Annotated in this window: 24 protein-coding genes and 1 pseudogene; 21 read left to right on the forward strand and 4 right to left on the reverse strand. The window is 38.7% G+C overall.

Going from position 1 to position 21024, the window contains the following annotated elements:
- Window positions 1-8: 8 nt before the first annotated feature.
- Both paaX and paaK read right to left on the reverse strand, forming a co-directional pair.
- The gene (gene paaX / locus CEF16_RS17985; RefSeq protein WP_091584382.1) at window positions 9-914 is read right to left on the reverse strand and encodes a phenylacetic acid degradation operon negative regulatory protein PaaX; all 906 of its coding nucleotides are present in this window, start codon (window positions 912-914) and stop codon (window positions 9-11) included.
- 283 nt (window positions 915-1197) lie between these two features.
- Complete coding sequence (paaK, locus tag CEF16_RS17990) at window positions 1198-2538, reverse strand: phenylacetate--CoA ligase PaaK (RefSeq protein WP_091584384.1); 1341 nt, start codon at window positions 2536-2538, stop codon at window positions 1198-1200.
- Window positions 2539-2878: 340 nt separating this feature from the next.
- Between paaK and paaA the strand changes: the two genes are divergently transcribed.
- The 14 genes from paaA to crcB all read left to right on the forward strand — a co-directional run bounded on the left by paaA (window position 2879) and on the right by crcB (window position 14215).
- Window positions 2879-3790, forward strand: coding sequence for a 1,2-phenylacetyl-CoA epoxidase subunit PaaA (paaA, locus tag CEF16_RS17995; RefSeq protein WP_425428031.1), 912 nt, complete (start codon window positions 2879-2881; stop codon window positions 3788-3790).
- A 30-nt stretch (window positions 3791-3820) separates the two neighbouring features.
- A complete protein-coding gene (paaB, locus tag CEF16_RS18000; RefSeq protein WP_091584390.1) occupies window positions 3821-4183 on the forward strand; it encodes a 1,2-phenylacetyl-CoA epoxidase subunit PaaB in 363 nt (120 codons plus the stop codon).
- Window positions 4180-4995, forward strand: coding sequence for a 1,2-phenylacetyl-CoA epoxidase subunit PaaC (gene paaC / locus CEF16_RS18005; RefSeq protein WP_091584393.1), 816 nt, complete (start codon window positions 4180-4182; stop codon window positions 4993-4995). The genes paaB and paaC overlap by 4 nt, the downstream gene beginning before the upstream one ends.
- Window positions 4996-5019: 24 nt before the next feature.
- Complete coding sequence (gene paaD, locus CEF16_RS18010) at window positions 5020-5520, forward strand: 1,2-phenylacetyl-CoA epoxidase subunit PaaD (RefSeq protein ID WP_091584395.1); 501 nt, start codon at window positions 5020-5022, stop codon at window positions 5518-5520.
- A gap of 23 nt (window positions 5521-5543) precedes the next feature.
- Window positions 5544-5849 carry an EthD family reductase gene (locus tag CEF16_RS18015; RefSeq protein ID WP_091584398.1) on the forward strand — a complete coding sequence of 102 codons (306 nt, stop codon included), beginning with the start codon at window positions 5544-5546 and terminating at the stop codon, window positions 5847-5849.
- Window positions 5842-6615, forward strand: coding sequence for an enoyl-CoA hydratase-related protein (locus CEF16_RS18020; protein ID WP_091584401.1), 774 nt, complete (start codon window positions 5842-5844; stop codon window positions 6613-6615). Before CEF16_RS18015 ends, CEF16_RS18020 begins: the two co-directional genes overlap by 8 nt.
- A 2-nt stretch (window positions 6616-6617) precedes the next feature.
- On the forward strand, window positions 6618-7400 hold the full coding sequence (locus CEF16_RS18025; RefSeq protein ID WP_091584403.1) for an enoyl-CoA hydratase/isomerase family protein: 783 nt from the start codon (window positions 6618-6620) through the stop codon (window positions 7398-7400).
- Between the two features lie 17 nt (window positions 7401-7417).
- The gene (locus CEF16_RS18030; protein WP_175488353.1) at window positions 7418-8941 is read left to right on the forward strand and encodes an aldehyde dehydrogenase family protein; all 1524 of its coding nucleotides are present in this window, start codon (window positions 7418-7420) and stop codon (window positions 8939-8941) included.
- Window positions 8942-8960: 19 nt separating this feature from the next.
- Complete coding sequence (locus CEF16_RS18035; RefSeq protein WP_091584406.1) at window positions 8961-9812, forward strand: 3-hydroxyacyl-CoA dehydrogenase; 852 nt, start codon at window positions 8961-8963, stop codon at window positions 9810-9812.
- Window positions 9813-9830: 18 nt separating this feature from the next.
- Window positions 9831-11036 (forward strand): acetyl-CoA C-acyltransferase, encoded by a 1206-nt coding sequence (locus CEF16_RS18040; protein WP_091584408.1) that lies wholly within the window; start codon window positions 9831-9833, stop codon window positions 11034-11036.
- A 191-nt stretch (window positions 11037-11227) separates the two neighbouring features.
- Window positions 11228-11716 carry a macro domain-containing protein gene (locus tag CEF16_RS18045; protein ID WP_091584818.1) on the forward strand — a complete coding sequence of 163 codons (489 nt, stop codon included), beginning with the start codon at window positions 11228-11230 and terminating at the stop codon, window positions 11714-11716.
- 379 nt (window positions 11717-12095) lie between these two features.
- Window positions 12096-13415, forward strand: a complete 1320-nt coding sequence (locus CEF16_RS18050) for a D-serine ammonia-lyase (protein ID WP_175488356.1) — start codon at window positions 12096-12098, stop codon at window positions 13413-13415.
- A 15-nt stretch (window positions 13416-13430) separates the two neighbouring features.
- Entirely contained in the window at window positions 13431-13835 is a 405-nt protein-coding gene (locus CEF16_RS18055; protein WP_091584414.1) for a fluoride efflux transporter FluC, read from the forward strand.
- The gene (gene crcB / locus CEF16_RS18060; RefSeq protein WP_091584418.1) at window positions 13832-14215 is read left to right on the forward strand and encodes a fluoride efflux transporter CrcB; all 384 of its coding nucleotides are present in this window, start codon (window positions 13832-13834) and stop codon (window positions 14213-14215) included. The genes CEF16_RS18055 and crcB overlap by 4 nt, the downstream gene beginning before the upstream one ends.
- A gap of 48 nt (window positions 14216-14263) precedes the next feature.
- Here crcB and CEF16_RS18065 read toward each other — a convergent pair.
- Both CEF16_RS18065 and CEF16_RS18070 read right to left on the reverse strand, forming a co-directional pair.
- Window positions 14264-15007 (reverse strand): annotated as a pseudogene (locus CEF16_RS18065) (manganese catalase family protein).
- Window positions 15008-15029: 22 nt separating this feature from the next.
- Window positions 15030-15395, reverse strand: a complete 366-nt coding sequence (locus CEF16_RS18070; RefSeq protein ID WP_091584420.1) for a DUF2512 family protein — start codon at window positions 15393-15395, stop codon at window positions 15030-15032.
- A gap of 217 nt (window positions 15396-15612) precedes the next feature.
- Between CEF16_RS18070 and CEF16_RS18075 the strand changes: the two genes are divergently transcribed.
- From CEF16_RS18075 to CEF16_RS18105, 7 genes are all read left to right on the forward strand, one after another.
- The gene (locus CEF16_RS18075; RefSeq protein ID WP_245917916.1) at window positions 15613-17100 is read left to right on the forward strand and encodes a spore germination protein; all 1488 of its coding nucleotides are present in this window, start codon (window positions 15613-15615) and stop codon (window positions 17098-17100) included.
- Window positions 17097-18188, forward strand: a complete 1092-nt coding sequence (locus tag CEF16_RS18080) for a GerAB/ArcD/ProY family transporter (protein WP_091584423.1) — start codon at window positions 17097-17099, stop codon at window positions 18186-18188. Before CEF16_RS18075 ends, CEF16_RS18080 begins: the two co-directional genes overlap by 4 nt.
- Entirely contained in the window at window positions 18185-19291 is a 1107-nt protein-coding gene (locus tag CEF16_RS18085) for a Ger(x)C family spore germination protein (RefSeq protein WP_091584426.1), read from the forward strand. Before CEF16_RS18080 ends, CEF16_RS18085 begins: the two co-directional genes overlap by 4 nt.
- Window positions 19292-19400: 109 nt before the next feature.
- Window positions 19401-19610 (forward strand): thioredoxin domain-containing protein, encoded by a 210-nt coding sequence (locus tag CEF16_RS18090; RefSeq protein ID WP_091584428.1) that lies wholly within the window; start codon window positions 19401-19403, stop codon window positions 19608-19610.
- Between the two features lie 138 nt (window positions 19611-19748).
- Entirely contained in the window at window positions 19749-19943 is a 195-nt protein-coding gene (locus CEF16_RS18095) for a spore coat protein (protein ID WP_091584431.1), read from the forward strand.
- A gap of 73 nt (window positions 19944-20016) precedes the next feature.
- Window positions 20017-20130 (forward strand): spore coat protein, encoded by a 114-nt coding sequence (locus tag CEF16_RS25415; protein WP_425428000.1) that lies wholly within the window; start codon window positions 20017-20019, stop codon window positions 20128-20130.
- A 159-nt stretch (window positions 20131-20289) separates the two neighbouring features.
- The gene (locus CEF16_RS18105) at window positions 20290-21024 is read left to right on the forward strand and encodes a sulfite exporter TauE/SafE family protein (protein ID WP_091584822.1); all 735 of its coding nucleotides are present in this window, start codon (window positions 20290-20292) and stop codon (window positions 21022-21024) included.

The raw sequence follows: 21024 nt of genomic DNA on the forward strand, positions 1-21024 counted from the left end.
CGCTCTTTTTATGATTTATCTGTCGATTGATTATGAATTAAAGGGTGATTTAAAAAATCATAACCATTATCTTTCTGAACATCAGGATTGCCTTGTTCAAACACAGATTCGAAGAAACGGTTAGCAGGTTTTGCCAGCGTTTTATAATAATCAGCGAATAGAGCAGCAGCCGAGTCACCCAGCCAGTTTTTAGGCAGTAATTCTTGGGGAAGACCGGGATCCACAAATAAAAATTTACGATACTGGTGTACGAGCATGGTCCGTTCAACAAAACAACTGCCGTCAGTCATATCTCCTTTTTCAATTTTACTTTTATCAATGATATATTTCTGGCTGTAATCTTGAATGAACTGAGAGTATAATTCGTTGATTTCATCTAAATCCCAGCAATTCTCCACTAAACTTTGATGGTCTTTCATTCCTTCGTGAGAGGCCCGAAAATAATTAACATAATCTTCAATTTCATATTTTTGAATTAAGTTGTTGATTTGTTCATCGAGTGGATTTGGAGTAATCCAGCAGCTATTAGAGAGTAAACCAAACCCGCTCCAGACAAGCTCTTTTCTTAATTCATCCCGTATATGGCGTTTTTCTTCCGGAATCGTATAAACAAGAATCCGCCATTCCCCGTCCCAAGAAGGGGATTCTATTTTATAAATTCGTTCGGCAGCTTCATCCATTCGTTTACGTCCGCGCTCTGTTAAAGAATAATAACTTTTGTTTCCCTTTTTTTCTGACTGGAGCCACCCTTGTTTGCTCATTCGGGAAATAGCGGCACGCACTGATTGTTCATTGTGCCCAAATTCTTGGAGAAGGCGGATCAAACTGCCAATCCATATTACATTTCCGTAGTGGCGGATGTAATCTCCGTATAAAGTGAAAATCATTGAACGAGTATTAAATGTTTTCTCCATTGTTTATCCAATCCTTTGTCGTCTATTTTTTTATACTTTAGGAAAACTTTAATTTTGATAAAGGATCAAAGTATAAGTAAAACTACGACTTCCGCCACTTGGACTTGGCGGAAAGTCTAGTTTTTTCAATTGTAGCAAATTTTTACATTCAATAAATACACTAATATTGTTTGTTGAATATTTTACAACAAAACGAAAAAACGTCATACCATTTTATGTTTTTAAAAAAGAAATGAAACAAAAAAAGCGAAGGATTTGGTAGTCCTTCGCTTTCAATAATGTATTATGATGAAGCAGATAATGAAGCGGAAGAGCGATTATCAATAATACGTTTTGCTTTTCCTTCCGAACGCGGCAGCTCTTGAGGCTGTTTCAAGCAAACTTCCATGGTAACGAGAGCTTCTGTTTTTAGAACTCCTTGAATCTTTCTTATTAAGTCTTTTGCAGACTGATGTTCCAAATCTTTTTCAGGCAATGTTTTCAAAAATGCTTCACTTACTTCCACATGTAATTGTGCGTGATCCATTACTCCTTTTTTCAAAAGATGAATTTGATAATTTGTTCCTATTTCTTCCATTTGTAAAATGCAGCGTTCTATTTCAGAAGGGAACACGTTGACACCGCGAAGAATAATCATATCATCGATTCGGCCTTTGATTCTGCTCATTTTGGTTGTTGTCCTTCCGCAACCGCAAGTCTCCCGAGTAATAGAAGCAATATCTCCTGTACGGTAACGAATGATGGGTAAAGCTTCCTTCGTGAGACTGGTAAAGACAATTTCACCATCTGTTCCCTCTGGCACAGGCATTAAAGTGTCAGGGTCAATAATTTCAACGTAGAAATGATCTTCAGCTATATGAAGCCCATCCTGGCAGTCCTTGCACTCCATTGCAACACCTGGCCCCATTACTTCACTAAGTCCATATATATCCATAGCTTTTATATTAAATAACTTCTCAATAGTGTCTCTCATTTCTTCAGTCCAAGGTTCTGCCCCAAGAATAGCATATTCAATAGAAGTAGAAGCTGGGTCAATGCCAATGTTTTTCATCGTTTCGCCTACATTTAATATATAAGAAGGTGTTCCACAAATAATGCGAGGTTTAAAATCTTGTATAAGTGTAATTTGCCTCGATGTATTTCCACCGGAAATCGGAACCGTTACACAGCCTAATCGTTCAGAACCGTGATGAATACCCAGTCCTCCAGTAAACAAACCATATCCGTACGCATTATGCAACACATCTCCTTTTCGACCGCCAGCCATATAAATGGCACGTGCCACTATATCAGCCCAATTGTCTATATCATTTTGAGTGTAAGCAACTACTGTTGGTTTACCGCTAGTACCAGAAGAACCATGCAGACGAACTACATTTTCCATTGGAGTGGCAATTAAGTTATATGGATAGTTTTCGCGCAGATTATGTTTTTTCGTAAAGGGAAGGCGGCTTACATCATTCCAACTTTGAATATTATCTGGCGTGATCCCTTGTTTTTTAAATTCCTCCTGGTAAAAAGGAACATTAGAATAAACACGTTTAATTGTTTGTTTTAAGCGTTTCCATTGTAAGTCTCTCATTTGCGAACGATCTAGTGTTTCCTCTGAAACAAAAGTAGTCATTCAAAATCCCCTTTCATAATAAAAATTAAACGAAAATAATTTTTTTGTAATATTTGAAACGGTGATAATACATTCAAAATAACGGTATTTGAAAACGCTGTCAATAGACAAGGAGAAATTTTAAAAGTTAATAAATTCCTGTTTATGCTGATTTGAAAGCAAATAAGCTTATTGAGAAATAATTAAATAAAAATTTTCCCATTGATATTTATATAACATTTATATATAATGACGTTAAATAAACGTAATAAGAGGTGTCGCGATGTATAACTTTGTGGAACACGGTGGAAAAGTGACCGAAAATACTGCCAACGAAGATCCTATTCTATATGAGCAATTCATGGCCCGCATTGAAGCGGGAGAAAAAATTGAAGCAGATGACTGGATGCCGGAAGAATATCGGCAAACTTTAATTAAACTTATTTCCATGCATGGAATAAGCGAAATAATGGGAGCGCTCCCAGAAAAAGAATGGACACCAAAAGCTCCTACATTAAAAAGAAAACTTGGAATAATGGCTAAAGTACAAGATGAGATGGGACACGGCCAACTGCTTTTACGAGTGGCTGAAGATCTATTGAAACCTTATGGAAAACAAAGAGAAGATTTAATGCATGATTTATTAAAAGGAGATTTAAAGTTTCATAATGTGTTTCATATGAATACAAAAACATGGGCTGATGCAGGAGTGGTTGGCTGGTTAGTAGATGGAGCAGCAATTATTTCGCAAACAAATATGTTAGATGCATCTTATGGTCCTTATCAACGGGCGCTTCAGCGCATTTGTGCCGAGGAGGTTTTCCACGCACAGCACGGGGAAGCAATTATTATGGCATTAGCTGAAGGAACTGAAGAACAAAGAAATATGCTGCAGGAGGCTGTCAATCGTTGGTGGCCGGCGCTATTAATGTTTTTCGGTCCTGGTTCAGCTTCTACTACAGGTTCTTCTAAGCAGGAAGTTACAACGAAGTATAAAATCCGCAAAAGTTCAAATGAAGAGCTGCGTCAGGCTTTTCTTGATAAATATCTACCTCGTGTATTCTCTTTAGGACTAACTGTACCAGATGACACGCTCCATTATAACGAGGAAGAAAAGCACTGGGTCTACCAGCAGCCTGATTGGAATGAATTTAAGCAAATCATTGGCAACAATGGGCCGCGTTCAAAAGAGCGTTTGCGTTTAAGGGAAATTGCTTATGAAAACAACCGATGGGTGAGACAGGCACTAGCACCTTCTCCAGCTTACTCATAAATGAAATCAATAGAGAGGAGAGAAAAGACAATGGGAGAAAAGCATGATGGTTCAGAATTTTATCAAGAGTATGAAGTATTCAGTAAAAAAAGTGACAAGGCTCCTCTTCAACACCAATTCAGTCTGTTAGCTCCGAATGAGGATATGGCACTTAGCATGGCCCAAGAAAATTTTATGCGCAGAGAAAATGTTGTTGATGTGTGGGTTGTACCACGCACTAACATTAGATCGATGACAAGTAAAGAGCGTCAACAATTGACCAAGCGATTAGATAACAAAGACTATCGCACGACGAAAGGATATGGTTACTTAAGAAAAAAATGGCGTGATAAAGAACAAGACATGTTAGATGAAAAAGAAATTTTATCTTGGAAAGAGGTGAAAAAAGGATGACAAAAATCGAATCAGCAAAACAAGCAAAGCAGGACTCTTCTTATTGTGAAGCACTTACTGAATTGCTATATCAATTAGCTGATGATGATTTTATTGTTTCGTTTCGGGGATCAGAATGGCTTGGATTAGCCCCTCATATTGAAGAAGACGTCTCCTTTTCTTCCATTACTCAAAACACGATGGGGCATGCCGTTTTATATTATCAGTTACTAGAAGAGCTTGGGGAAGGGGAAGCTGATGTATTGGCCCATGAGCGTCCTCCTGAAAAACGCCGTAATGCTATTTATTTAGAAAGGCAAAATGGAGATGGCTCTTATTTGGATGAACCTTATTACGATTGGGCGTTGACTGTCATTCGTCAATATTTATATGAAACGTTTAAAAAAGTGAAACTAGAAGCTCTCACAAAGAGTTCTTATGAGCCGCTGGCAGATACCGCTCAAAAAGTTTTAATGGAGCAGACTTATCATCTTGCTCATTGGAAAACGTGGGTTTGGCAGCTGCAAAATTCAACCGAGGAAGCAAAAACACGTCTTCAGTCACGATTGAAAGAAGCGTGGGGGGAATTTTTGGACGTTCTAGAACTTGGACCAAAAGCGAACGACATGGAAAAACATCAATTGATCGTTGCAGAAAGTGATCTTCAAAAGAAATGGCTTGAAGAGATAAAAGAAACGTTAGTGGTGATTCCAGCTGAACCACTTCAAAAAAATAATGGAAGCGGCAGAAACGGTGAACACACACAAGACCTAACACAAGCTTTAGCGACACTTAGTGAAGTCTATGATCAAGATAAAAATGCAGTCTGGTAAGTCTTTTTAAAAGGAGATATAAACATGAAACAAGATCACAAACAAATAGAGTTAGAGACTGTATTAAAAAAAGTAGACGATCCAGAACTTCCTTCTGTCAGTGTAGTGGACCTTGGTATGGTACATGAGGTGAAAACAGACAACAAGCATGTCTCTATCACAATGATACCTACTTTCGCAGGTTGTCCAGCTCTAGATATTATCGAGACAAACGTCAAAGAAGCGGTAGAACAAGTAGATTGGGTAGAAAGCTGCGATGTCACTTTTTCATTTCGGCATAAGTGGTCTACAACTGCTATTACAGCTGAAGGAAAGAAGCAGTTAAAAAAGCACGGTGTTGCTCCGCCGCCTGAAAGTTATCAGCCAGGTGAAGAGTGGTCTGTCGATTGTCCATATTGTGGATCTCTTTATACATCGATGGAAAATGTATTTGGTCCGACTGCCTGCCGCAGTATATTGTATTGCCGTTCTTGTAGAAATCCGTTTGAAGCCATGAAACCTGTGATCGATTATTCTGCCGTTTAATTTTAATAAAGGAGTGTTTAAAAATGGTTAAGCTAATTGCTTTGTACAAACAACCGAAAGACAAAGAGGCATTTGATGAGCATTATTTCAATACCCATACACCGATTACTAAGAAGATTCCTGGTTTAAGGGATATCAAAGTAACTAAAATTGTCGGTTCACCGATGGGCGAGAGTGAGTATTACTTGATGTGTGAAATGTTTTATGATGATCACGATGCGCTGCAAACAGCAATGAAAACGGATGAAGGCAAGGCCTCGGGAAAAGATGTGATGGAATTTGCTGGTGATATTGTATCGCTTATGATCGGTGAGGAAGTTCATGAATAAAGAACATATTAAAGTGTATTCAGACGGAAATACAGGAGTCATTGAGCTTCACCGTCCAAAAGCAGCGAATGCACTAAATCGGCGGATGGTTGATGAGATTGTAGAGCAAATGGAGGCCTTTGATCGTGATAAAACCATCCGAGTCATAGTAGTAAAAGGGAATTCTAAAGCATTTGCTGCAGGTGCTGATATTGAAGAAATGATGGAAGATTCGCCATTATCTTTAGAATTCACGAATCCTTTTGCAGTATGGGATAAGATGATGTTAATTAAAAAGCCGATGATTGCTGCCGTTAACGGTTTCGCATTAGGCGGGGGGTTTGAACTTGCGCTTCATTGTGATCTGATTGTAGCTGCAGAAGATGCAAAATTCGGATTTCCTGAAGTAAATCTTGGTGTCATGCCAGGAGCTGGAGGCACTCAGCTTTTAACAAAGGCGATGGGCAGGGCGAAAGCTTTAGAATGGATTTGGTTAGGTCAGCCGATGGATGCACAAGAAGCTAAGCATTACGGAGTTATTAATAGGGTGGTTGCTCCTGAATTAGTAGAAGAAGAAGCTTTAAGGCTTGCTGAACAGCTTTCAGAACAAGCTCCTGTTTCCTTGCGTTTAATTAAAGAAGCAGTGCATGAGGCAGTAAATACACCTCTGCAGGACGGTCTGACGTTGGAACGCAAAAACTTTTACCTGGCATTTGCTTCACAGGATCAAAAAGAAGGAATGAAAGCATTTACGGAAAAACGACGTCCTTCTTTTAAAGGAGTGTAAGTATGGGAGAAGCGTATCAGACTATTAAAGCAGAACAAGAAAAGGGAATATCAACAATTGTTTTGAATCGCCCATCAGCTTATAACGCCTTTACTCCTGAGATGAACAAAGAAATGATTGACGCATTGCGTAAGGCTAGTAAAGATGATGAAACAAGATGCATTGTCATAACAGGAGAGGGGAAAGCATTTTGCTCGGGAGAAGATCTTGCAGGAGTAGATGAAGATACAAATCACGCTGATTTTCTTCGAAACCGCTATCATCCTATGATGAAAGCTATGAAACAGACGACAAAACCGATTGTAGCAGCTGTTAATGGAACTGCTGCAGGGGCAGGGATGAGCTTAGCTTTAGCAGCTGACTTTCGTCTTGTTCAGCCTGAAACTAAATTTATAAGTGCTTTTATAAATATTGGGTTAGTTCCAGATTCCGGTTTCATGTACAATCTTCCCCGTTTAATTGGGTACGCGAAAGCTATAGAAACAGCTGTTCTTGGAAAACCGATTACGGGAGATGAAGCTTATCAGTTAGGACTTGCTACGGAAGTGATTGAAAGAGAGGAATGGAAAGAGAAAGTAAACCAATTTGCTGATGCACTGGCTGACATGCCAACGAAATCTATTACTCTCATTAAACGGTGCATGATGGATGGCATGCATCAGTCATACGAAGAAGCGCTTGAAAAAGAAGCTCAGGCACAGCGTATTGCCGGCTTGTCTTGTGACCATAAAGAAGGACTGCAAGCTTTTAAAGAAAAACGAAAACCAATATTTATTGGAAACTAATGAAGGAGTGAAAATTTATGGATAATACGATGACAAAGGAAGTAATAACAGAAGCAGGAACAATGAAAAGAGACCATTATGCCATGGTTATTAACGGTGAGCGTGTTGAAAGCAGCTCTAAAGAAACATTTGAAACGTTTAATCCAGCTAAAGGGGAAACGCTGGCAACTATTGCAAAAGCAACACAAGAAGATACAGAAAAAGCTGTGCAAGCAGCAAGACAAGCATTTGATCATGGAAAGTGGCGCAAATATCCGGTTGGAAAGCGTGCACGTGTATTAAATAATATTGCTTCTATTATGAGAGAAAGATTTAAAGATCTTGTTGAAATGGAAGTTTTAAATAGCGGTAAATCTGTGGGAGCTGCTCAGGCGCAAATCAATCAATCTATTGAAGACTTTGAATTTTATGCGGGTGCGATAGTTGGCCATAGAGGTACTGTTAATAACATGCCGAACGGATTCTTTAATTATACTCACAAAGAACCAGTGGGTGTGTGTGCTCAAATTATTCCTTGGAACTACCCAATGATGATGGCAGCTTGGAAAATAGCACCGGCCATTGCAGCAGGCTGCTCGGTTATTATTAAGCCCGCAAGTCTCACGCCAATCACCGCTATACTTCTTAATGAAATTTGTCACGAAGCAGGGGTGCCAGAAGGTGTAGTAAATACTGTGCCTGGTTCAGGAAGAGTTATCGGAGATTATCTTGTGGAGCATAAAGATATTAATAAAGTAGCTTTTACAGGATCTACTCCGACTGGAAAGGATATTATGGGGAAAGCTTCTGATTCTCTAAAGAGGCTGACGCTTGAGCTTGGAGGCAAATCTCCAAATATTATCTTTGACGACGCGGACATTGATGCAGCCGTGGCGGGATCCCTCTTTGGTATTTACTTTAATACCGGCCAATCTTGTGAAGCGCGTTCACGTATGTTTGTTCATGAATCCATTTATGATGAGTTTATGGAGAAATTCATTGAAAAAACAGAAAAGCTTCAATTGGGTGACCCGTTCGACAAAGGCACACACCTAGGTTCTATCATTAGCCGTGAACAACTTGAGATTATTGACAGCTACGTCCAATCAGCCAAAGAAGCAGGAGCTACTATTGAAACAGGTGGAAAAGAAAAAACGATTGAAGGGTTTGAAAATGGACATTGGTACGAGCCTACTGTGATTACAAATGTGACACCTGATATGAAAGCGGTTCAAGAAGAAATCTTCGGTCCGGTTGTGGTTGTAGAGAAATTCACAGAGGAAAAAGACGTTATCCAACGTGCTAATGATACAGAATACGGTTTAGGTTCAGCAGTATGGACAACAAACCATGCTACTGCGACACGCGTTGCTCATCAAATTGAAGCAGGAATTGTAATGGTAAACTGCCCATTTTCCGCATTCCCTGGGACCCCATTTGGAGGATACAAACAGTCCGGTTTTGGCAGAGAACTATGCGTGGAAACGCTAGATCTTTATATGGAAGATAAAAGTGTTCTTTCCTACTATGGACCAAAGCCAATAAATCCATTTGGAGTATAAGAAGAAAGGAAGATCGGCCATGACTTTACAAAATGTTACGGTCGCCGGAGCTGGCGTAATGGGGCGAGGCATCGCATATGTCTCGGCCCTTGCCGGTTTCCATACGACCTTAGTAGATGTATCGAACGAACAGTTGGAATCGGCGTATGAGTATACTAAAAAAACAACCCAAAAAGGAATAAAAAGAGAAAAATTAACAGAAGAACAGGCAGAACAATTGCTTCAAAACCTGCATACATCGACAGAATTGAATACAACAGTAAAAACAGCTGATTTATTTATAGAAGCAGTCCCAGAAAAACGCGATTTAAAGAAAACAGTAATGGAAACCGCGGATAACCATGCACCGGAACATACCATATTTGCTTCTAATACATCTACAATGAGCCCGACAGAACTTGCTTCGTATACGAAGCGATCCCCTCAAGTAGCCATTATGCACTTTTTTAATCCAGTCCACCGTATGCCGTTAGTAGAAATAGTGAAAGGGTTAGATACAAGTAATGAAACGGTATCTATTATAAAAGATGCTTCTATTAAAATGGGAAAAGAAACCGTTGAAGTGAATGAATTTCCAGGATTTGTTACTAGTCGGATTAGTGCTCTAGTGGGAAATGAAGCGCTCTACATGCTTCAAGAGGGGGTAGCGTCAGCAGAAGATATCGACAAAGCAGTCCGGCTAGGTCTAAATTATCCTATGGGCCCTTTGGAATTGGCTGATCTAGTAGGATTAGATGCTCGTTTAAATAATTTAAAATATTTACATGAAACATTAGGTGAAAAATACCGGCCGGCCCCTTTACTTGAGCAGCTTGTGAAGGCTGGAAGACTTGGGAAAAAAAGCAATCATGGTATTTATAAGTACGAATAGTAAAGAAAGGAGTGAAGAATGGTGGAAGAAGTTGTCATTATTGATGCCGTAAGAACTCCTATCGGGCGTTATAATGGTGCGCTGAAAAGTGTTCGCCCAGATGATTTAGGAGCGGTGGTACTTCGAGCATTAAGAGAACGAAATCCTAATCTACCAGTAAGTAATGTAGAGGAAGTCGTTTTCGGGAATGCTAACGGTGCTGGCGAAGATAACCGGAATGTCGCACGCATGTCCACACTTCTGGCCGGTTTTCCTGTTGAGGTTGCAGGGACAACCATTAATCGGCTATGTGGTTCAGGTTTAGATGCAGTTGCTTATGCAGCTAGAGCGATTGCTTTAGGTCAAGGTGATGTCATGATAGCCGGAGGAACAGAAAGCATGACAAGAGCACCGTATGTGATGGGAAAACCAGATCAGGCTTTTAAACGCGGCAATCAACAACTGCAAGATACAACCATTGGATGGCGGTTTACCCATCCGCAGATGGAAGAAATGTACGGAACGGATTCTATGCCAGAGACTGCTCAAAACGTAGCAGAAGAATATAAAATTTCTCGTGAAGCTCAAGATGAGTTTGCTTACCAAAGCCAAATGAGAGCGAAAACAGCGATGGAAAGCGGTCGTTTACAAGACGAAATTGTTCCAGTAACGATAGAAGATCGTAAAAAGGGTTCTTATGAAGTAAAAGAGGACGAACATCCAAGGCCAAATACTACAATAGAAAAACTAAATAAATTACCTTCGTTATTCCAAAATGGCAGTGTTACTGCTGGGAATGCATCAGGGGTTAATGACGGAGCTTCAGCAGTCTTGTTAATGAGCCGCAAAAAAGCAGAAGAACTGGGCCTTAGTCCATTAGCAGTCTATGTAACCTCGGCTGCAGCTGGTGTGGAACCGCGGATAATGGGTGTTGGCCCTATTAGAGCAACACAAAAAGCATTGGAACGGGCTCATTTAACAATTGAAGATATGGATCTAGTTGAATTAAATGAAGCTTTTGCTGCTCAGTCCTTAGCGTGTATCCGTGATTTGAACTTGAACCAAGATATCGTTAATGTAAATGGTGGAGCCATTGCTTATGGTCATCCTCTAGGAGCCAGCGGTGCGAGAATTTTGACTACTCTAGTACATGAAATGAATAAAAGAGGCAGCAAACGAGGTTTAGCTACCATGTGTATTGGGGTAGGACAAGGTATTTCGATGATTGTAGAAAACGTTAAGTGAAAGTTAAAAATTTGGTCACACTAACCTCTATTTATATTTTAAAAAAAGAGAAGCTAGTAAAAACTCAATCTAATAAAACACATTTGAAAATGCTAATCCTTAAGGTTAATCTTACCTTAAGGATCTTTTTGTTTAATGGAAAAGAAAAAATTTGTTGTATAGGAAGTAAAATGATAGAAGGGGGGGAACTGATGGAAAAGCGATTTAACGATGTTCAGATTGAGTGTGTAACAGGAGATATAGCAAACCAGACTGATATATCAGCTGTCGTTAATGCTGCCAACGCTGTATTAAAAAGCGGCGGTGGAGTTGCAGGTGCATTGCATCGTGCAGCAGGACCGGAGTTAGCAGAAGCAGGTAAACCGATAGCCCCTATTCAACCAGGACAAGCCGTTATCACCCAGGCGTTTGCTCTGCCTAATGACTATGTTATCCATTGTCTTGGACCAGTTTACGGGGTGGATAAACCTGAATCTTCTCTACTTCGACAATGCTGCCAACATGCGATTCGTTTAGCAGAAGAAAATAAAATAAGAAACATTGCTTTCCCATCTATTTCTACTGGCGCGTTTGGCTATCCAATGGAAGAAGCTGCAGAAATAGCGGTTGATGAAGTTGTAAAGCAAACCAAACATTTACGGTTTGCCCTTTTTAGTGAAAAAGATGAAGAAATATTTTAAAAAACAATTTATCGTATTATTTCATAGACAAAATTAGAAGAAGTGCTGAAAAACAGGTAATAGACTTGTTTTTGGTCTATAAATTTTCCTCTTACGGACATGAGTTCAAATAATTATGATATTCATGTCCTTGAATATTCAAAGCGGAATGGGAGCTGAGAGCCATTACAGCAGCACTTTTAGAGGAAGTTCTCATCAGTATTGTCTTGTTTATCGACGTTACTTTATGTTGGTTTGGAATTCGTAAAAGAAGTATGAGGTGTTTTTTAACAGGTTTTCTATTGATAACTGCGTTTTTGATTTGGTTTATCCGAGAATAGATGGATTAACAGAAGGATTAAGACACATGTGAATGACAGGAGGCAGAGATATGGAGCAAATGATAGCAGGCAAAACATTAAAAGACTGGCTGGAAGCTTACCCTTTGTTAGAAAGCTTAATGGAGACAAAAGAAATTTTTTGGAAAAATGAACAAAAGCTCTCATTTGCTCAAGGAAACAAAACATTACCCCTTTCTTTAAACGATATTAATGAAGCCAAAGAGCGTTTCCAACGTTTTGCTCCCTACGTAAAAGAGATGTTTCCCGAGACTGTACAAACGGAAGGAATCATAGAATCACCCCTGCGCTATATACCAACAATGAAAGGTCAGCTTGAAGCATGCTATAGAAAGAATCTAACAGGAGAGCTGCTTTTAAAATGTGATCATGAGTTGGCTGCTGCGGGTTCTATTAAAGCACGGGGCGGGTTTCATGAAGTGTTGAAGCATGCAGAATTTCTTGCTATAAAACATGGTCTAGTTACAAAAACTGATAATTATCGAGTATTTGCTGATAGTGAGTTTAAAGACGTCTTTAATAACTACTCGATTGTTGTTGGTTCAACAGGAAACTTAGGGCTTAGCATTGGGATCATCGGAACCGCACTAGGATTTCGTGTTACCGTTCATATGTCTTCGGATGCAAGACAATGGAAAAAAGATTTATTGAGAGAAAAAGGTGCCGTTGTCATTGAACATACTAAAGATTATGGTTTGGCTGTCTCAGAAGGACGAAAAGAAGCAGAGAAAGATCCTTCTAGTTATTTTATCGATGATGAACATTCGTTAGATTTGTTTTTAGGTTATGCTGTTGCAGCCAAACGTTTAAAAGATCAGTTAGATGAAAACGGTATTGTTATTAATGAAAAACGTCCCTTGTTTGTTTATTTACCTTGCGGAGTCGGAGGAGGACCTGGTGGAGTGGCCCTTGGCTTGAAACTCTTGTTTCAGGATAATGTTTACTGTTTTTTCGCTGAGCCAACTCATTCTCCGTCTATGTTAATTGGCATGATGACCGGGGAACATGATCGTCTTTCTGTCCAAGATTTTGGAATAGATAATAAAACAGCAGCGGATGGACTGGCTGTCGGAAGGCCTTCTGCTTTTGTCGGCCGTTTAATGACTCCTTTTATCGATGGCATTTATACCGTAAGTGATTCTGGTCTCTTCAAGCTCCTGACATGTCTGGCTGATTCGGAAAACATTTACCTTGAGCCATCAGCGCTCGCAGGAATGCCTGGTCCCTTTCGCCTTTTCCATCAGAAAGGCTTTCCTATGAAAAATGCTGTTCATGTTGTTTGGGCAACAGGAGGCAGTATGGTACCTAAAAAAGAAATGCAGGAGTATTATCAACGAGGAAAGAGTCATATTGAAGAATAAACGAAGGTGAGTATCGTGAAAAATATTATAGCAATTGGTATTGGAGCAGCCATAGGTACATATTTGCGTTATTTTTTAAACCTCCAAACCCTCTTTGTTGGATACCCAATTGGCACTTTGATAGAAAATTTGGCGGGAAGCCTTTTGTTAGGGTTATTGTCAGGATATTTTGCAGCGATCATACCAAAGGATTGGGTAAAGGCAGGACTTGGAGTCGGCTTTTGCGGAGGCTTTACTACCTTTTCTACTTTCGCTTCAGATACGGTATGGTTGTTTCTTGATCAAAATCTTTGGCAGTCGCTTTTATATGTGATAACAACAATTACTGGCGGAGTTCTATTAGCTTTCCTAGGCTTTGCTCTAGGTCAAAAAACTGGTAATAAAAAGGTACTGGAGAAAAGAATGGGGGAGCAGCAATGATTAGCATTTACTTAACGATTGGGGGAGCTTCTGGTGCCATTTGCCGATATTTACTAGGAAAGTTTATGACGAAATTTCAATCGAATATATCCTTTCCTATTGGTATGGTAACCGTAAATATTATTGGCTCATTAGGTCTTGGGTTGTTTTTTGGTCTTGTTTACGGAGAAATTCCTTTAGGGGCTTATGAAGAGCCGCTATTTGCTTTATTCGGTATTGGATTTTTTGGTGCGTTTACGACGTTTTCCACTTTTAGTATGGAAACTATTCAATTGCTTGAAAAAAGGAAATATAAACCGTTGATATATTATGTGTTCCTCTCATTCACAGGGTCCCTCATTTTTTTCATCATCGGACTTTCATTCTCCCTTACTATATAGCTGCAGAGCACGATTGAAAACGTGCTCTGCAGCTTTTCCAGCCATTTATCAAAGGCCTATACAACAGGCTGGTTGATTTTCTTCCCTTACTCTCATTGGAGGGGTATTGTGTACATATGAGGGGGCAGGGTTTAAAGCAGGGATTTGTCCCATTGGCTGAGGCTCAGAATCATATTTTTCTTTAGGAACGTAGAAGGAACGACAGCGATGCTGTTCTAACTCTTCAATTGCAGTCATCCACTGGTTTTGATGCATCGTATCACGGGCAATCAAAAAGGAAAACATATCTTTTACACCATCGTCTGCTGATTCATATAAACGGGTTACTTGAAGGCGACCTTGTGATTCAGCGTTTAAGTTAGCCCGGAAAACAACCAATAAAATAAGGTTCCACTTGCAATCGTGTACCTTGCATTCCCTGTGCTGTCATTAGGCTGAGCCCCTAAACCAGACACGATCATCACATGCTGAGGATTCATTCCGCCCATGACAGCTCCTAGCAAGGGGTCTTGGGCTGCTTTTTCTTGTGTTTCAACAGGTGCGTTGTCCAGTAATTGGGCAATCATCGTAGCTAGCATTTCTACATGAGCCAATTCTTCTGTTCCTATATCTAACAGCATGTCCCCGGTATTTTTCATTTCCTTGGCAATTCCAGCCTTGAAAAAGATATTGCATTGCCACTGTAATTTCCCCGAATTGTCCACCCAGCATCTCTTGAAGCTTTTTAGCGTATACAGGATCGGGATGATCTGGTTTGGCGTTGTATTAAAGATCTTTTATATGGTAAAAAATAAATTTCCCCTCCCTGGTCTTTTTACGAATAAGCTTTTGTGTTTTTATCCAAAATGGCATTGGCCACGTATTTATGGAAGAACCATTCTCCTGCACCTATCAAAAGGGCAGATATGAATGCTAAGAAAAATGGAACAGCTTCGTTTAAGACAAGCGGGCCGATTAACCAGATAACCAGCGTACATAAACCGATATCTGCAATGGTAGACACCCAATTGTTGGTGGCTCTTAATATAAACATATCTCCAACAATATAAGCAGCACCAACCACAATGAAGGACAATCCTATCGTGTTCCAAGCTGGATAACCATTGGCCAAAGATAAAACAACAAGAAGTACAAATAAAACAAGAGCTGTTTTAATGATTAATGCTGTTACATGGTTCATATCCCCACTCCTTTCTTTTATCAAGACATCTTTAGGATTTGAATTATTCTTTCACATATCCAAGAAAAAAAAGGAACCTCTATAATCGTCTTCTGATTTTAAAACTTATCCCTTTTTAATAACGAAATCTTAGCGAAAAGCCAAGTTTTCTAACGTAAGACGTATAAAATTATTCTTCTACAGCAAACTATTGGCAGAAACCGGGGAGGTCTTTACTGTGAGAAGAATAAATCAAATAAAGCGATCTCCTAAATCCGCACGCAGTTATCTCAATAGAAATAAATGGTCAAACACCTTGTTTCAATCAACTCTCCAAACGTTAGAGAATTGTGCTGATCTAAAACAATACAGTTTAATAAATAAGGACCTTCAATTTTTGTATTTTGAACATTTAATTGACGAAGATGCGTTAGAACGTGAAATATTAGCACGGTTGGAATTGGTGTCTAAAGATCAAATACTGACCTACTTACAAAATGCTCAATTTGAACATATAGAAACAAGTGAAAATCTCGTTGAAAAAATTATGGAAGGGTATGTGGCGGTGTTTTATAGAAATGGAAGAGCATGGGTTACCGATATGTACGGGCCTGAAGTTCGTTCCATTAGACCTTCCGAAACAGAAACCACCATTGTTGGTAATCACGATGCGTTTATAGAATCGCTTTATACTAACCTTTCCCTTGTCCGAAGAAGATTAAAAACCCCTAAATTAAAAGTTTTACTGTTTGAGGTTGGAGAGATTTCACGCAGCGAAATTGCTCTGTTATACATTGATGGGTTAGTCGATGAGGATTTACTGCAAACGTTAGTCGATAAAATTAAAGACGTTGAAATAGATATTGTTATTGATTCTCCTATGTTTGTGCAGCTGATAGATGATCATCCATATTCTTTTTTTCCACAATATTTATCTACAGAACGACCTGATATTGTAATATCCAATTTAAGTCAAGGAAAGATTGCAGGATTTGTAGAAAACAGCCCGGTTTCATTTCTTTCTCCGACGAATTTTTTTGATTTTTTTCATTCACCAGACGACATGAGTCAGCGCTGGCTGGTTGGTTCTGCTACCAGGTTAATGAGATTTCTTGCGTTTTTTATCACCCTGACGTTTACTGCTTTTTATGTTGCTGTTACAACTTTTCATTATGAAATGATTCCAGAGAGTCTGTTGATTTCTTTGGCAGAGTCACGAAATCGAGTGCCGTTTTCTCCCTTAATTGAAGCGCTGATGATGGAAGTGACAATAGAATTATTAAGAGAAGCAGGGGCAAGGCTGCCTACAAAAATAGGTCAAACTATTGGGATTGTTGGGGGTATTGTAATTGGGCAGGCTGCTGTACAGGCTGGATTAGTAAGTAATACATTAATTATTGCGGTTGCGATCTCGGCCATTGCTTCTTTCGTTATGCCAAGTTATATGCTTAGCGCTGCCTTAAGAGTTGCCAGGTTTGGATTCATTTTGTTAGCCGGAGTACTAGGTAATTTTGGGCTCGTTCTTGGTATCACTTTATTACTTATTCATTTAAGTACTTTAAGTAATATCTCCACACCGTATTTCAATCCGCTTGTACCGCTGCACCCTAAAGATTTAGCGAGTGCTGTTCTTCGTCTGCCGTATTGGCAGTACAGCGAAAGGACGACACAAGCACTTACTCGGAATAAGAGAAATAATAAAACGTCAGGAAGAAGATACGTATGAAGAGCTATGAAACGGAAAAACTGCACCCCATTCATTTGATATTTCTCACTTATATGCTCCAATCTTCAGTGATTTTATTCAGCATGCCAAGATATGTAGCAGAGATTATCGGTACAAACGGATGGGTTATTCTTCTTCTTTTCAGCGGTGTGGTGATGTTTAATATTTTTCTTATTCAGCTTGTTTATAAAAAAGGAGAGGGAAAGACTGTATTTGACATTATAAACCGGAGCTTGCCGACTTTTTTTACATACACGCTATATGCATTGATAGCGATTGTTTGGGCTCTTGTTGCAGTTGTTATTGCTAAACAATACATTTTTATTATTCAAATCATTTCTTTCCCGACCACTCCATCTTATTATTTATTAAGCATGTTTATGGTGCTTCCATTTCTTTTACTGCTGCATCCTGTTTATAAAATGGTTAGGGTGTCGTCTGTATTTTTTATTTTAGCGGGAATTACCATATTATTAACTGTATTTGTATGGCCTGAATTTTCCTTTGAACGGCTGACAACTTTTTTCTTTAAGGAGGCCGATAATCCATGGAATTGGAATGAGTTGTTGAATATTTACAGCGGTTTTTTAGGGTATGAAGTTTGTCTTCTCTTAATCCCTTACATTACAAAACATTCTCACTTGTTCCGTTCCTTTTATTTGGGTAATGGTTTTACTACATTTGTTTATGTTTACACCGTTGTTTTATGTTTAGGTTTTTACAGTTTTGAGCAAATAAAACATGTATTGTATCCCACTTTGCATTTTTTTAGTTACATTGAATTTCCATTTTTAATTAGAGTAGAAAATTTAGTTTACAGCTTGTTTTTAGTAAAAGCATTAGTAACGGTAACTTTCTTTTACTGGATGAGCAGTGAAGCTGTTCAACAAATTATTAAAGTGAACAAGCCCTCTTACTTGCATATTAGTATTATCGTTATGTCTATTCTTTTGACCGCACCATTTAATACCAGGCAGGAAATGGAGAAAGTGATATCCTTTACAGGTAAGGCTGAAATGGCAATAGCCTTTTTCCTTCCATTATTGCTTCTATTATTACTGAGAAGAAAAAGGAAGGTGCTGGTATGAGGAAATATGTAAGTTTTCTCATAATGGGGCTTATGCTCGGGTGCAGTGATCAGCATATTGTAGAGGACGTTGGTTTCGTTCAAGTACTCGGTTTGGATCTAATGAAAGAAGAAGAGGAGGATAAATTTTTAATATCTGCGATCGTTCCGCAAATTGAACCAGATGCTGAAAATGAACGAGAATTCTTAACAACTGTTTCGGACAGTGATAAAGACGCGATGTTAAGTTTATCCCGGCAATCGAACCGAGAAATTGAAAATGGCCAGCTGCGAAATGTTCTTTTCGGAAAAGAAGCGGCTGTAAATGGTATAGCTGAACAAATTAAAACAATGAACCGTGATCCCATATTCGGAACGAGGGTTAAAGTAAGTATCGTAAATGGCCAGGCATACAAATTATTAAGTGAACCGTATACTCAGCACCCCCAGGTTAGTGTATACTTAGATGCTCTTATTGAAAAAGAATCGAAGCTTCATATGACGCCTGAAACGAGGTTACATCAATTTACAAGAGACCTGTTTGAAGATGGAATCGACCCTATAGCCCCCATTATTAAAATGGGTGACGACAAAATAGCCTTAGATGGGATAGCGCTGTTTAATGATGATAAGTATGTAGACAAAATAGATCCGATCGACGCAAGAATATTTTTCTTTCTTCATGGAAATTTTAGTGCAGGTTCGGTGCACTTAACAGTAGAAGAAAAAGAAAAGAAAGAGAGTGCGCAATTATTATTTGATTCGATACGAAATAAGCGAAAAGTAACAGTACAAACGGGGGGGAATACCAATGATATAAAGATAGATGTGGAAATTTTTATTAAGGGAGCGCTTTTGGAATATAATGGCCCTCTAGATATAACGAAAAACCAAGATTTACGAACGCTTGAGAAGCAATTAGGGAAATCAGTGGAAAAAAGAGCAAAAGAGGTGATTGAAACATTACAAGCTAAACAGGTGGACAGCCTCGGGCTAGGAAAAAAAGTTAGAAATAGTCTTTCTTATCAGGAATGGAGCGGTTTGGATTGGCAGGAGGTTTATCCAAACATTGATATTCAACCACATGTGAAAGCAGAAATTAATGATATCGGTGTCTACAGTTAATAAACGTTTATACCAATTTTCTAATCTGCCTAGTAATAGTAGTCGTTTCACCACACTAGGTTCCTTTCATTTCCATATAATTTATAGAAATGACAATAAGGAGGGTGAGATGGTGAAGCAAAACCCTAAATTAAAACAAATGTTAGTAAGAAGATTGCTCAAAAAACATGGTGTCGACTATAAGTCGATGGACTTGTCAAAAAAGGAAAAAGAAGAACTGAGAGAAGTAATAAAAGAAATAGAAGAAAATGTAGAAAACTTTTTACAAAAGCAATATACAACAACCCAAATCGAAAATAATGAAGCAACGGAAAAATAAAATTAAACGAATTTAATTGGAAGGGCGTCTATTCTTGATAGTCTTTTAAGCATAGAATACAGAAGAAGGGAGGGACCTGAAAAATGGCAAGAAGAAATTCAGAAAGACGCTGGGATTTGCTTGATCCTACGGTAAATCATGAGGATTGTAATTCGACTAGAAGAAGGAGAACAAAGTAACAAAACGGTACAACTCTCTGAAGAATATATTAAAATTATCGATTCATGTGACGTGACAGTAGAGATGACAGAATTAAAGGCAGCATTAAGCCTCCAGGCTGGTTTGCAGACTGTTATTTTAATATTGGTAACTATTTACGATTGGAGATTCTGAAAAAGCAGACCGCTTTACATAAGAGCTAATTCAAACAGCTAAAATAAAACAATTGACGTATCAGAACATTTTAGTGGAAAATAGTCGAGAAGTAACTATAGAAAAAGTAGACACTCAGCTAGCAGCGAATATTCAGTTGTTGTTGCAGCTGTTAATTGCTGTGGTTATCGTTGTTGACATCTTCTAAGGAGGGATTTGGCGGAAATGAATAAGAACCTTAAAAAACACGAAGGTTCTGTATTGATTTCCGCCACTTTTTTGCAGGGCAAAAAATGCGATTTCATGCAGCGTTTCATGTAAAATATTTTATTGCATGGATTTAAGAGAAGAAAGGTTTTATGCCATCATGGTTTTTGAAATGTTTATAGTGTTTACTGTGTTATTCCTTGGCAGCTTTTTTCAAGGGGCAAGCGGTTTTGGTTTTGGACTATTTGCTATGAGTTTTCTTCCGTTCTTATTCACCTTGAAAGACAGCACACTGCTCGTTGTATCTTTAGCGTTAGTAACGTCACTAAGTATTTTTATTAAGGTATATAAGCATATTCATTATCGTAAGCTTTTTTTTCTATTAAGTGCTGCCTCTCTAGGGCGTGTAGGTGCTTTTTTTATTCTTCATAACTTTGGAGAAATGGATATTTTAAAAAAAGTACTAGGTTTCGTTTTAATTGGAATGGTGATATACATACTAATGCAAAAACAAAAAGATGAGGCAAAGGAGAAAGAGAATGCGATTTTTCCTATTGTATTAGGATTTTTAGGAGGGTTGATAGGCGGAGTATTTGTGGTAGGAGGTCCGTTTTTTGTTTTTTATTTTATGGTGGCCTGTAAAGACAAATACGCGTATTCTGCTAACTTACAGGCAACGTTTGTAGTTACTAGTATCGTTACCGTTGTGATGCACGGGGTAAGTGGTGACTTTAGCAGTGAATTTCTGCTATATTTTCTCGTAGGATTTGTCAGCGTTCTTGCCGGAACTCGATTAGGAATGCATTGGTTTGATCGTTTATCACAAGTCCATATTAAAAACATTGCAAGTTTGATTGTCACCTTTGCTGGTTTAAATTTAATTTTCTTTTCTTAG

Source organism: Alteribacillus bidgolensis (genome assembly GCF_002886255.1).
Taxonomy (GTDB): domain Bacteria; phylum Bacillota; class Bacilli; order Bacillales; family Marinococcaceae; genus Alteribacillus; species Alteribacillus bidgolensis.